The organism is Cupriavidus sp. FW305-F7 (genome assembly GCF_058782875.1).
This window is the reverse complement of record NZ_JBYSYC010000042.1, coordinates 65,269-78,075: the sequence shown is the minus strand read 5'-3', so window position 1 is coordinate 78,075 and position 12,807 is coordinate 65,269. Positions and strand designations below refer to the sequence as shown.

Genomic DNA, 12,807 nt, shown 5'->3' with positions numbered 1-12,807 from the left:
CTGTGCGGCATCGTGTTCTCCGGCTGGCAGTTCGGCCGCGCGATGCTGGCTGCCGATGCCAAGCGCGCCGAGGATCCGGGCTTTTATGACGCCAAGATCGCCACTGCGCATTTCTTTGCGCAACACATCTTGTCACAGGCATCGGCGTTGCATGCCGCGATTGTCGGTGACTCAACTCTGATGCTCGCCCTCCCGGAAGATCTGTACTGATCATTGCTCCGGCGGGACTTTGGCGGCCCTTGGGCCGCTTCTTTTTTCTTCAGAAACACCCCCGCTTCGCGACGGAGCGACGGCGTCGTCCTGCGACGCAGGACACATGTTCGCGGACTGAATTTCCAGACAGCAGCCCCGGCTAACCGCCCGCGCCCCGTTTGCGGGGCAATTCTTTCGTCACTTTCCCAGATCGCAGATCCGTTGAATGGACCGTTAATGCGAACGATGTGATGCCAAAGTGCCGCTAGCGCCATCCGTTTCCCATCGGCTCCGCGAAAACCCTAATGCCGAAATCCCCTCAAGCCTCGTATTCTATCGTATATACGATCATGCGTTCGTACATATGAACACAAGGAGCAGACATGACTGATGCAGCCAACATTACCAAGGAACTTGCTAAGGGCAAGTTCACCGACAAGATGCTCGACGACATGCGGGCCTTGATTGGCACCCAGTTGCGTACCGAGGCGTGCCTGAATAACGAGTACGCCACACGCCTGGCGATCCTGCGCTTCTGCGAAGGCATTGGCGACGACAATCCCCTGTGGACGGACGCCGAATACGCGGCCCAATCGCCGCAAGGCACACTGGTCGCCCCGCCCAGCTTCATCTTTGCCTGCCTTGGATCGGTGCAGGTCGGCTGGCCTGGCCTTGGTGGCTTCCACTGCGAGACCAAGCTCACGTTCGACCGGTACATCCGCGTGGGCGACAAGATCACCGCCAAGGTGACGTTCGACGGCTTTGACGGCCCCACGGACGACAGCAACTTTGGCGGCCGCCGCATCAAGGATTACCTGCGCCAGGAGTACCGCAATCAGGACGACGAGCTGGTGGCCACCTTCATCTGCTCGCGCATGCGCTTCGAGCGCGGTGAAATGCAAAAGCGCGCTGCCACCCGCGCCATCACCGTGCCTCACCCCTGGACTGAGGCGGAGATCGCTGCCATTGAAGAGCAAATCCTGGCCGAGAAACCCCGCGGCGCCACCCCGCGCTATTGGGACGATGTGCAGCCGGGCGACGAGATCGATGTCATCACCAAGGGGCCGCTGGGTCTGACGGACTTCATCGCGTTCATCGCCGCCGGTGCCGCGCCGATCCCGCGGGTTTCGGCCCATGGCGTTGCGCTCAGGCGCTACCGCAAGCATCCGAAGTGGGCGTTCCGGGACCCGAAGACACATGCGCTGGAGCCTGTCTACTCGGTTCACTACAACGACTACGCGGCGCAACTGCAGGGCGCGCAGATTGCCTATGACGTCGGCATCCAGCGCACCAGCTGGCAGACCCACTCGCTGACCCACTGGATGGGCGATGCAGGCTTCCTGAAGGCTTCCACCTCGCAGTATCGCGCGCACGTATATCTCGGCGACGTGGTCCGCCTCGGCGGCCGCGTGGAAGCCAAAGAGATCGACGCCGATGGGCAGCACGTCGTGCGGCTGACGACCTGGGCCTACAACCAGCGCGAGCAGAACGTGATGCCTGGCACTGCCGTGATCGTACTGCCGGTTCGCGGCGCCGCGGAAAAGGCCTGATGGACATGCGCCACAACAACCTGAACACGGAACTGAAGGCAACCATGGAAACGCAACAGCAAACGGAAGCATTGCCGCTCACGGGCGTGCGTGTACTCGACCTTGGTCACGTATTTCAAGGGCCGTACGCCACCTTTCTGATGGCCATGGCGGGGGCCGAAGTGATCAAGATCGAGCCGCCCCATGGGGATATGTCACGCAATCGCGGGCGTGACGGCGACTATCCGTTTCGCGCCCTCAACGGCTGCAAGCGGGGGATCGTTCTGAACCTGAAAACCGAGCGCGGCCGCGAGCTGCTGCTGGAACTTGCCCGTTCCGCGGACGTGCTGGTGGAGAACTTTGCACCCGGCGTGATGCCGCGGCTGGGACTGGGCGCCGATGTGCTGCAAGAGGTCAATCCACGGCTGATCTACGCCTCAGCTTCCGGCTTCGGCCGGACCGGCCCCTATGCCGACAAGCTCGCCCTCGACCTGACGATCCAGGCGATGAGCGGGATGATGAGCACCACCGGCGAAAAGGGCGGGCGACCACTCAAGGCGGGCGTCCCCGTGGCGGACTTCATGTCAGGCGCTACCCTCTACGGCGCCATTGTCACAGCGCTGTACGAACGCGAGCGCACCGGCCGCGGCCGGGCGCTGGAGGTATCGATGCTTGAATCGCTGTTCGCCACACTGCTGCCGTCCGCAGGCCATGTCTACGCGAGCAACAAGGTGCCGCAACGCACCGGAAACCGCCATGTCGCCGACTCCTACGTGCCCTTCGACACCTTCGAGGCCTCTGACGGCTGGGTGGCCATCGTGGCCGCCACCGATGAGCACTGGCTGAACCTGACGGAAGCGATGGATCGCCCGGATCTGCGCGAGGACCCGCACCTGCGCAAGCTGGCTGGCCGTATCGAACGTATTGACGAGCTCACCGAGGAGATCGCCAAGTGGGCGGCCGAACATTCCCGCGATGAGGTCACAGAGCTCCTGCAGAAGCACCACGTGCCGTCCGCACCGCTGCGCTACGTCAACGAGGTGCTGGCCGACCCCCACCTGCGCGCACGTGGTTTCCTGACCGACCACGAGACCGCGAATGGCACGGTCGCGCTGCCGAACAGTCCCATTCGCTACCAGGGCTCGGATTTGCGGCCGCTGAGCGCGCCGCCGACGCTGGGGCAGCATACGGACGATGTGCTGGCTGAACTGTGCGGGCTGGATGCCGACCAGCTTGCGCAGCTGCGGCGCGACGGCGTGACCGTCTGATCGAGGAGCAGTGCACCATGGCAACAATGAAGCAATGGGGCGACCGCATCTCCGAGGAGGTGATCGGCGGCGTCCCCTACCGCATGTACACCGAGCGTCCGCGCCGGGTCGAGGAACTGATTCCCTTCGCCGGACGCTGGGGCCAGCGCCCGCACGTGATCCAGGGTGAGCGCGCCCTCTCCTTTGACCAACTGCAACATGCGATCGCGGCCAAGGCGCAGGAATTGCGCGCGCTGGGCGTCCAGCGCGGCGACCGCGTCTTCCTGCTGGGCTGGAACAGCCCGGAATGGGTCGCCAATTTCTGGGCAATCCTGCAAGCCGGTGCGGTGCCGGTGCTGGCCAACGCATGGTGGAGCGCGGACGAAGTCTCGGCAGGCATTGACATGCTCAAGCCTGCCCTGACCCTGGCCGACGCGCACGCTATGGCCAAGCTTCCTGCCGGGGTGCGCACTGGTCCGTGGGCAATCGCCATTCCCACCGAGGCCGCGCCGGCGGCACCGTCCCAAACGGAGGATGACGGCGACGAATCCGAAACCGCCCTCATCATCTTCACCTCGGGAACCTCAGGCCAGCCGAAGGCAGTCATCCTGTCGCACCGGGCTTTGCTGGCTCGCCTGCAGATGACGCTGCACGTCACGCGCAAGCTGCCCCACCAGGTCGACGAGGCTGCGCACGACGTGACGCTGATCACGGGCCCGCTGTTTCACGTTGGCGGGATGCAAACCCTGCTGCGCGCCGTCATCGTCGGGGACACGCTTGTCTTGCCCCAGGGCCGCTACGACCCGGGCCAGGTCCTTGAGCTGATCGAGCGGCACAAGGTCAAGCGCTGGAACGCGGTGCCGACCATGGTATCCCGCCTGCTCGACCATCCCGACGTACCGAGGCGGGATGTGAGTAGCCTGAAATCCATCAGCATCGGCGGCGCGCCTGTGCACAAGGAGTTGATGGAACGCATCCGACAGGGACTGCCCAGCGTCAGCCCACGGATTCCGACCGGATACGGGCTGACCGAGAACGGCGGCCAGGCCACCGCGGCGGCCGGGTCGGAGGACGTTGCGCTGCTGGGGTCGACCGGCAGGCCCCTGCCCTGCGTCGAAATCCGGTTCCTTTCGCACCCGGACCTGCCCGATGGCGAGATCCTGTTGCGCTCTCCCACACAGATGTCGGGCTACTTCGGGCTGGACGAATCCCCGATCGATCCGGAAGGCTGGCTGCACACCGGCGACCTCGGGCGCCTCGACGAAAAGGGCAACCTCTGGATCACCGGCCGCTGCAAGGACATGATCATCCGCGGCGGCGAGAACATCGCGCCGGCGGCAGTAGAGCGCGGTCTGATGACGATCCCGGGCGTTATCGAAGCTGTTGTGTTCGGCATACCGCATGCAGACCTCGGCGAAGAAGTGATGGCGGTTGTGGTGGTCGAAAGCGACCTCACAGCCCAGGACCTGCAGAAACAGTTGCACGGCAAGGTGGCCTCCTTCGCCATGCCGAGCCGCTGGCGCGTGCAAAAGGAGCCGCTGGTGACAAACCAGACCGGCAAGGTGGACAAGACTGCAATCAGCGCACAGGCGCGTGCCGAGATCGCGCAAGAGCGTGCAAAAGCCGGGGCATAAGTTTCGGCGGAGAGATAGAAGCCATGCAATCGTTCCAACACATCACACCACCGCTGCGCCTGTTCTGTGGCCAGGACAGCCTCAAATCGCTCGGGCGCGAACTTGAACGGCTGGGCAGCCGCCGCGCGGTCGTATTCTGCGGCCCCTGGGCCGAGGGGCCGCTGCTCGACGCAGTGCGCGCCGGAATGGGTGAGCGCTGCACAGGCGTGTACACCGGGGTCCTTGCACACAGCCCGCTCGCCTCCGTGGTAGAGGCCGCCCAGGAACTGAAACGCCTGGACGCTGACGCCGTCATCGCTCTGGGTGGCGGCTCGTCGATCGTGACCGCACGGGCAGCCAGCATCCTTCTGGCCGAAGATGGCGATCCGCGCGACCTGTGCACGACACGCGACAGCAACGGGCAACTGCGCAGTCCCAAGCTGCAGGCACCGAAGCTGCCGCAACTGATCGTGCCGACGACGCCGACAACGGCCATGGTCAAGGCCGGCAGCGCGATCTTCGATCCAGCCAGCGGCGCGCGCCTTGCGCTCTTCGATCCGAAAACGCGGGCCCATGCGATCTTCATCCATCCGGAAATGATCCAGTCATCGCCGCGCGGGCTCGCGGTCAGCGCAAGCGTGAACACCTTCTCAATGGCCATCGAGGGACTGACGTCGCGCTCCGGAGATCCATTCTCGGATGCCCAGTTGATGCACGTATTGCGGCTGCTGGCGCAGCACCTGCCTGGTCTGGAGGCGGCCGATCTTCCCGACGCGCGCGCGCAGTTGCTGCACGCGGCAGTGATGTGTGGCCAAGGCACGGATCACACCGGCGCAGGAATCACAACCGTATTGGGCCACGCGATCGGAGCCCGCCACCATCTGGATAACGGTATCGCGAATGCCATCGTGCTCCCACACGTGCTCAGGTTCAACGGCGCCGCCGGTGAAGCCGGACTGAACAAAGTGGCGACCGCACTGGGGCTAGCGCACGATGGTGAATCACTGGTGAAGGCCGTGGTCGATGCCGTCGAGGTCCTGTTCGGGCGACTGGGCATTCCGCGTCAGTTGCGCGAAGTCGGCATCCCGCGGGAAACCTTGTCCGAGATTGCCGCGCACGCCATCGGCGACTGGTTCCTGGGCGGCAACCCGCGTCCTGTCCGCGACGAAGCCGAACTGCTGCAGGTCCTGGAAGCGGCCTGGTAATCCAGACGCCGGACATGATCGAAGGCTAGCAAATCGTGAGCCCGCCGCTCGCTGCGGAGTGCACCGATTTGCAGCCGGTGGTCGGCCTCGAAGATTCCTTGAATACAAATCAGTGCTCGGCCAATGACCAGCACAGTGGAGAGAGACCGTTGTGAAGAGAAGAACCTTTCTTGAGTGGCTGGGCCTGACGCTAGCCCTGCCTGCCGCAGGTGCATTGGCTCAGGGGCGCAACATCCGCGTGGTAGTGCCATTGCCGGCCGGAAGTTCCAATGACCACGTGACACGGGTGCTGACAGAGCAGATGTCCCGCATCTTGGGCCAGACTTTCATCGTCGACAATAAGGCTGGTGGGAATGGCGTCATCGGAACGATGGACGTGGTGCGTGCCGCGCCGGACGGATTGACGCTGCTGCTTGCCTCGAATTCACCCTTGGCAGCCAATATGGCATTCGTGAAAAATATGCCATATGACCCGCGGCGCGATCTCACCCCGATCGCCGGCGCGAGCCTGACCAACCATGTGCTGATGGTCAAGGCGGATTCGCCCATACGCAGCCTGGCGGACTTCATCGCTTACGCGAAACGGCGTCCGGGCAAGGTGAGCGTGGGCTATTCCACCACGTCGGTCCAGTTACAGATTGCGACGCTAAACAAGCTCGCCGGTATCGAACTGCTTGCGGTGCCGTACAAGGGCTCGCCAGCGTCCATCACGGATGTTGTGGGTGGCGCCCTGGATGCCACCCTGACCGATCCCGGCAATGCGATGGCCCAGGTGAAAGGGGGAAATTTGCAAGCCCTAGGGGTCAGTTCCCTGAAGAGAAACGCGGCTACCCCCGACTGGCCTGCGATCTCTGAAACCCTGCCCGGCTTTGATTTTCCATCGTGGAACGCCCTGATGGGCCCGGCCGGCATGACGCGCGAACAGGTGAACCGCCTGAGTGCCGTGATCAGCCAGGCGCAGAAGCAAAAGGACGTCGCACAACGGCTCGCCGTCCAAGGGGCGGTGCCGTTAATCATGGGGCCAGACGAACTCAAGGCGTACATGGAAGCTGAGACAGCCAAATGGATTCGGCAGGCACGTGAAGCCCACATCCAGCCTGGATGAGTCGGTGGGGCGATCCCGACCTACCGGGTCAAGAAGAAGTCGTGCGCAGGTACTGCCCGACCTTGATCTCAGGAGGAACGCTTCCATGAATGCGACGCCCTCCTCAGAGAACAAGATGAAGAGCTCAATGGCCTCAGACAACTGCCCTCCCCTCGACTTCCGCGGCGCCTCGCCGAGGAACACACTTGCTCTGAGCGAATGGCATGCCGGCGCAACGCCGGTGCGCGCCGTGGAGCCTCATTTGCCGATTGTCGACCCCCATCATCATTTGTTCGGCACCGAACGGGAGACACATTACTACTGCCTCGGCGACCTGCAACAGGATCTTTCTGGCGGTCACAAAATCATCGGCACCGTCTACGTCGAGGCATACCAATCGGGATGGCGAACAACCGGCCCTGAAGCGCTGCGACCTGTCGGGGAGGTCGAACGGATCGCCGGTCTGGCCCGCACCCCGGCGCAGACTCCACACGGCCCGTGCCAGGTGGCAGCCGGCATCGTTTCGCACGCGGACATGACCCTCGGGGATACCGTGACAGGCGTCCTGGAACAGCAGATCGCTGCCGCTGAAGGGCGTCTGCGCGGTGTGCGCCATCACACGGCGACGGACAACGGCACGGTGGGGCGTTTCATCATCAACCGTCCCAGACCCGGCCTGATGCGTGATCCGGAATACATGCGAGGCGTGGCACAACTCAAGCGCTTCGGCCTGAGTCTGGATGCCTGGCTTTACCACACGCAGCTTGACGACCTCATAGCCCTAGCGGATGCATCGCCGGATACGACGTTGGTGTTGAACCATATCGGCGGTGTCATAGGCGTTGCAGAGTATCGGCCCAGGCGCGCCCAGGTGCTCGCCTTCTGGGAGGAGCGCTTGCGCGCTCTCGCGCAGCGCGCCAATGTTTACGTGAAGCTCGGGGGCATGGGCATGACAGTCTTTGGCTTCGGGTTCGAGCATCTGGCGCGGCCGGCGGCAGCAGCCGAACTGGTTCAGGCATGGAAGCCGATGATTGACCTTTGCATTGAGATCTTCGGTACGCATCGCTGCATGTTCGAGAGCAACTTCCCCGTGGACAAACAGTCGTGCAGCTACACCGAGCTCTGGAACGCTTTCAAACTGATAACCGCGTCTCTCTCACCCGATGAGCGCCGTGACCTGTTCTATCGAACCGCCTGCCGCGTCTATCGTCTTCCAGAACTCTCTGCACTTGGCGATCAGCTGTCGACCTCCCACAGGCATCCAGGATGATTCGCGCAAAGCCATCGGCAGTACCCCGCCGCATCCTGCCTGATTGAGGATCTCGGCCAATATGCGCCAGATTCACCACACATTGCACGGAATTCATAGGCACTGCTTATAGGACCATGTGGATTTTTGTACCTAATCAGTCCTGGTGCAAAGGACTATTATTTTGACGCTGTACCTTGCTCTCCCTCAATCTGAACGCCCACGCGCGACGGCGTTTCGCTTTCGCTGGAAAGCGGCCAGTCAAGGACCGAATGCATGGAAGATTTCAGCGATATCAAGATCACACGGCGCGACCTGCTCAAGGTTGGCGCTGCCTCGGCCACCGGCGTGGCGCTGCCTTCGGTGGCCAACGCCCAGGACGCCGCCAGCGTCTCCACCCAGGGCGCCGTCGCGGCCACCGTCTCCCTCGAAGTCAACGGCAAGCCGCAACAACTCCAGCTCGACACCCGCACCACATTGCTCGACGCCCTGCGCGAACACCTGCGGCTGACCGGCACCAAGAAGGGTTGCGACCACGGCCAGTGCGGCGCGTGCACGGTGATCGTCGATGGCCGGCGCATTAATTCCTGCCTGACGCTGGCGGTGATGCACGACGGCTCGAAGGTCACCACGATCGAAGGCCTCGGCGTGCCGGGACAGCTCCATCCGATGCAAGCCGCTTTCGTCAGGCATGACGGCTACCAGTGCGGCTATTGCACACCGGGCCAGATCTGCTCAGCCGTGGCGGTGCTGGGCGAGATCCGCGACGGCATTCCCAGCCACGTCAGCGCAGACCTCAGAGCGCGACCGCAGGCCACAGCGGAAGAAATTCGCGAGCGGATGAGCGGGAACATCTGTCGCTGCGGAGCCTACTCCAATATCGTCGACGCCATCACCGAGGTAGCCGGGAGGAAGGCATGAAGCCATTCACCTACGAACGGGCTCGGTCTCCCGCAGAAGCTGCCGCAGCGGTGGTTCGCGTGCCCGGAGCTCGCTTTATCGCAGGCGGCACCAACCTACTCGACCTGATGAAGCTGGGTATCGAGTCCCCTGTGCACCTGGTCGACGTCAACCGCCTGGCGCTGGACCGCATCGAAGCCACGCCGGACGGCGGTCTGCGCATCGGCGCGCTGGTGCGCAACACCGACCTTGCCGCCGATGCGCGCGTGCGCCGCGACTATGGCGTGCTGTCGCGCGCGCTGCTGGCCGGCGCCTCGGGCCAGTTGCGCAACCGCGCCACCACCGCGGGCAACCTGCTCCAGCGCACGCGCTGCCCCTACTTCTACGACACCAACCTGCCCTGCAACAAGCGCGTGCCGGGCAGCGGCTGTTCCGCCATCGGCGGCTTCAGCCGGCAGCATGCGGTGGTGGGCGGCAGCAGCAGCTGCATCGCCACGCACCCGAGCGACATGGCGGTGGCGATGCGCGTGCTCGACGCCACCGTGGAGACCGTACGACCGGACGGCAATGCCCGCGTGATTCCGATTGCCGACTTCCACCAGTTGCCGGGGAACACGCCGCATATCGAGACCGCCCTGGAGCCTGGCGAACTGATCACCGCGGTGACGCTGCCGAAGCCGCTCGGCGGCGCGCAGGTCTATCGCAAGGTGCGCGACCGGGCCTCCTACGCGTTTGCACTGGTATCGGTCGCGGCCATCGTGCAGCGCGACGGCACCGGCCGCGTGGCGCTGGGCGGCGTCGCGCACAAGCCCTGGCGCGTTGAGGCGGTGGAGGCGCAATTACCCCAGGGCGCCCGCGCGGTGACGGAGCACCTGCTCGCCGATGCCCGCCCCACCGAAGAGAATCAGTTCAAGCTCACGCTGGCCTACCGCACCATCGCCGCGGCACTGGCCCAGGCAAAGGGATAACGCCATGAAATTCGATACCCCAGCCACGACCAACCCGATCGATCAGCTCAAGGTAGTCGGCCGTGCCGTGGATCGAATCGACGGTCCGCTCAAGACCACCGGCACGGCGCCCTATGCCTATGAGCGCCATGATGTCGCACCGCCGGCCGCCTACGGCTACGTGATCGGCGCGGGCATCGCCAAGGGGCGCATTGCTTCGATGAACGTTGACGAAGCGCGTCGGGCCCCCGGCTTGATCGACATCATCACCGCCAGCAACGCGGGCAAGCTCGGCAAGGCCGGCCGCAATACCGCGACGCTGCTGGGCGGACCCGAAATCCAGCACTACCACCAGGCAATCGCGCTAGTGATCGCCCAGACCTTCGAGCAGGCGCGCGCTGCGGCGCAGCTCATCCGCGTGCGCTATGATCGGCAACGTGGCAACTATGACCTCGCGCAGGCGCGAGGCTCTGCCGCGAAGGTAGCCAACCGGCCGGACTCTGCAGTGGGAGACTTTGCCGGCGCCTTCGCCACGGCGCCGGTCAAGCTCGACGCCATCTACACCACGCCGGACCAGTCACACGCGATGATGGAGCCGCATGCCACCGTCGCTGCCTGGCAAGGCGATAAGCTCACGGTATGGACGTCCTGCCAGATGATCGACTGGGCCCGCACCGACCTTGCCACCACGCTCGGCGTCCCCAAGGAGAATGTACGGGTGGTGTCGCCTTTTATCGGCGGCGGCTTCGGCGGCAAGCTGTTCCTGCGTGCAGATGTCCTGCTGGCCGCCATTGGCGCGCGCGCGGTGCGCCGCCCGGTGAAGGTGGCGCTGACCCGGCCCCTGATGATCAACAACACCCCGCACCGCCCAGCCACGATCCAGCACATTCGGCTGGGCGCGACGCCGGACGGCAAGCTCACCGCGATCGGACATGAGAGTTGGTCGGGTGACCTGCCCGGCGGCAGGCCGGAGAATGCGATCCAGCAAACCCGGTTGCTCTATGCCGCGCCCAATCGCCTCAGCGCGTTGCGCTTGGCGACGCTGGACCTGCCCGAGGGCAACGCCATGCGCGCACCCGGCGAGGCCCCTGGCATGATGGCGCTTGAGGTGGCGATGGACGAGATGGCGGAAAAGCTCGGCATGGACCCGATCGCCTTCCGCATCCTCAACGACACCCAAGTCGATCCGGAAAAGCCGGGCCGCCCGTTTTCGCAGCGGCGCCTGTCTGACTGCCTGCGCATCGGCGCCGAGCGCTTCGGCTGGACGACACACAGCGCGAGGCCCGGCGCGCGGCGCGAGGGCCAATGGCTGGTGGGCCTGGGCGTGGCCTCAGCCTTCCGCAATAACCAGGTGATGAAGTCCGCTGCGCGCGTGCGGGTCGATGGTAACGGCATGGTCACGGTGGAAACCGACATGACCGATATCGGCACCGGCAGCTACACCATCATTGCCCAGACTGCGGCGGAAATGATGGGTGTCCCGCTGCAGAAGGTGCTGGTGCGGCTCGGCGACTCGGATTTCCCGGTGTCGGCCGGCTCGGGTGGCCAATGGGGCGCCAACAGCTCCACTGCGGGCGTCTATGCGGCCTGCATCAAGCTACGCGACGCGATGGCGCAGAAGGCCGGCTTCGACGCGCAGCAGGCTGTCTTCGAGAACAGCCAGATCCGCGCGGGCGCGCGCAGCGTGCCGCTGGCCAGTGTGGCGGGCCAAGGCGGCATGGTCGCCGAGGACTTGTTGGAGTTCGGTGACCTCGACAAGCGCTACCAGCAGTCCACCTTCGGGGCGCATTTTGTCGAGGTTGCCGTCGATGCCGCCACCGGCGAGATCCGCGTGCGTCGCATGCTGGCGGTCTGCGCCGCCGGCCGCATCCTGAACCCCAAATCCGCGCGCAGCCAGGTGATCGGCGCAATGACAATGGGCGTCGGCGGGGCGTTGATGGAGGAACTGGCCGTCGACAAGCGCGCTGGCTTCTTCGTCAACCACGACTTGGCCGGTTATGAGGTCCCGGTGCACGCCGATATCCCACACCAGGACGTGATCTTCCTTGACGAGATCGATCCGGCCTCCTCGCCGATGAAAGCCAAGGGCGTGGGCGAGCTGGGCATCAGCGGCGTGGCCGCCGCAGTCGCCAATGCAGTCTACAACGCCTGCGGGGTGCGTGTGCGCGACTATCCAATAGTCCTGGACAAGTTGATCGCGAGATTGCCACTGCCTGCCTAAGCGGAAGCGCTGCACTCACTACGGCAGACTGGCAGCCTTGGAATAAAGTCATTTCAACAGCATCGAGATCGGCATCCAGGACTCGCCACGCCCCGATGAGATCCTCTTCACGCTCGTGATGGGTACCGGCGGCCGCGTGCACTCGCGACTCGGCGGACTGCTCAAGGAACACGTCGTCGGACACGACGGCCGGCGTTAAGGGCGACGGAGCCATCCATATTCCGTAACCGCGCAATAAAGGATGCCCTATCTGGCTAGAGCGAAGGCACTCAAGCTTGCGTCCACCAACACATAGTGGACGCAAGGGGATGGAGAACGAGTTTGAGTTTCTGCCGCTGCGAGCGACGCGGGTCCGCGCCAATGGGCGGCGTGAGTGCGACCCGGTAGCCAAACGGCGTCTGGTCGAGCGGTGTCTGCGTCCAGTCTCGGCGATGACGCTCCGGGGTGGCGTCAATGCAAATCTGTTGCGGAAATGAATTGATCAGTACGTGTACGCGTTGCCCGTCGCCGGGTACCGCCATTCCGGTAGCATGACGAAAGAACGCCCCATCCCCTTCAGCGTCGCCATGGTGCGCTCCATCGTGGACGGCGGCGAACTAGAAACCGCTCTCCTCCAAATG

Annotated in this window: 10 protein-coding genes and 1 pseudogene; all 11 read left to right on the top strand. The window is 64.3% G+C overall.

The window, feature by feature from the left end; all coding sequences use genetic code 11:
* Positions 1-210 (top strand): acyl-CoA dehydrogenase C-terminal domain-containing protein (locus AC3WL8_RS30750; RefSeq protein ID WP_492379544.1); only part of this gene is annotated, 210 nt, incomplete at its 5' end.
* Positions 211-575: 365 nt separating this feature from the next.
* A complete protein-coding gene (locus AC3WL8_RS30745) occupies positions 576-1,742 on the top strand; it encodes an FAS1-like dehydratase domain-containing protein (protein WP_492379543.1) in 1,167 nt (388 codons plus the stop codon).
* Entirely contained in the window at positions 1,742-2,989 is a 1,248-nt protein-coding gene (locus AC3WL8_RS30740) for a CaiB/BaiF CoA transferase family protein (protein WP_492379542.1), read from the top strand. Before AC3WL8_RS30745 ends, AC3WL8_RS30740 begins: the two co-directional genes overlap by 1 nt.
* Before the next feature lie 17 nt (positions 2,990-3,006).
* Positions 3,007-4,602 carry a class I adenylate-forming enzyme family protein gene (locus AC3WL8_RS30735; protein WP_492379541.1) on the top strand — a complete coding sequence of 532 codons (1,596 nt, stop codon included), beginning with the start codon at positions 3,007-3,009 and terminating at the stop codon, positions 4,600-4,602.
* Positions 4,603-4,625: 23 nt separating this feature from the next.
* On the top strand, positions 4,626-5,786 hold the full coding sequence (locus AC3WL8_RS30730) for an iron-containing alcohol dehydrogenase family protein (RefSeq protein WP_492379540.1): 1,161 nt from the start codon (positions 4,626-4,628) through the stop codon (positions 5,784-5,786).
* 151 nt (positions 5,787-5,937) lie between these two features.
* Positions 5,938-6,891, top strand: coding sequence for a Bug family tripartite tricarboxylate transporter substrate binding protein (locus AC3WL8_RS30725; RefSeq protein WP_492379539.1), 954 nt, complete (start codon positions 5,938-5,940; stop codon positions 6,889-6,891).
* Between the two features lie 85 nt (positions 6,892-6,976).
* Positions 6,977-8,140: an amidohydrolase family protein gene (locus AC3WL8_RS30720; protein ID WP_492379538.1), complete on the top strand. Its 1,164-nt coding sequence runs from the start codon at positions 6,977-6,979 to the stop codon at positions 8,138-8,140.
* 255 nt (positions 8,141-8,395) lie between these two features.
* Positions 8,396-9,040 carry an aldehyde dehydrogenase iron-sulfur subunit PaoA gene (gene paoA, locus AC3WL8_RS30715; protein ID WP_492379537.1) on the top strand — a complete coding sequence of 215 codons (645 nt, stop codon included), beginning with the start codon at positions 8,396-8,398 and terminating at the stop codon, positions 9,038-9,040.
* Entirely contained in the window at positions 9,037-9,987 is a 951-nt protein-coding gene (locus tag AC3WL8_RS30710) for an FAD binding domain-containing protein (protein ID WP_492379536.1), read from the top strand. The genes paoA and AC3WL8_RS30710 overlap by 4 nt, the downstream gene beginning before the upstream one ends.
* Positions 9,988-9,991: 4 nt before the next feature.
* Positions 9,992-12,187 (top strand): aldehyde oxidoreductase molybdenum-binding subunit PaoC, encoded by a 2,196-nt coding sequence (paoC, locus tag AC3WL8_RS30705; protein ID WP_492379535.1) that lies wholly within the window; start codon positions 9,992-9,994, stop codon positions 12,185-12,187.
* Between the two features lie 46 nt (positions 12,188-12,233).
* Positions 12,234-12,386 (top strand): annotated as a pseudogene (locus AC3WL8_RS30700) (amino acid synthesis family protein); the annotation flags it as partial.
* Between the last annotated feature and the right edge of the window lie 421 nt (positions 12,387-12,807).

What these genes read in the sequence shown, in the direction of transcription:
- AC3WL8_RS30745 (WP_492379543.1), top strand. Translation starts at nt 576, where the DNA reads ATGACTGATGCAGCCAACATTACCAAGGAACTTGCTAAGGGCAAGTTC.
- AC3WL8_RS30740 (WP_492379542.1), top strand. Translation starts at nt 1,742, where the DNA reads ATGGACATGCGCCACAACAACCTGAACACGGAACTGAAGGCAACCATG.
- AC3WL8_RS30735 (WP_492379541.1), top strand. Translation starts at nt 3,007, where the DNA reads ATGGCAACAATGAAGCAATGGGGCGACCGCATCTCCGAGGAGGTGATC.
- AC3WL8_RS30730 (WP_492379540.1), top strand. Translation starts at nt 4,626, where the DNA reads ATGCAATCGTTCCAACACATCACACCACCGCTGCGCCTGTTCTGTGGC.
- AC3WL8_RS30720 (WP_492379538.1), top strand. Translation starts at nt 6,977, where the DNA reads ATGAATGCGACGCCCTCCTCAGAGAACAAGATGAAGAGCTCAATGGCC.
- paoA (WP_492379537.1), top strand. Translation starts at nt 8,396, where the DNA reads ATGGAAGATTTCAGCGATATCAAGATCACACGGCGCGACCTGCTCAAG.
- AC3WL8_RS30710 (WP_492379536.1), top strand. Translation starts at nt 9,037, where the DNA reads ATGAAGCCATTCACCTACGAACGGGCTCGGTCTCCCGCAGAAGCTGCC.
- paoC (WP_492379535.1), top strand. Translation starts at nt 9,992, where the DNA reads ATGAAATTCGATACCCCAGCCACGACCAACCCGATCGATCAGCTCAAG.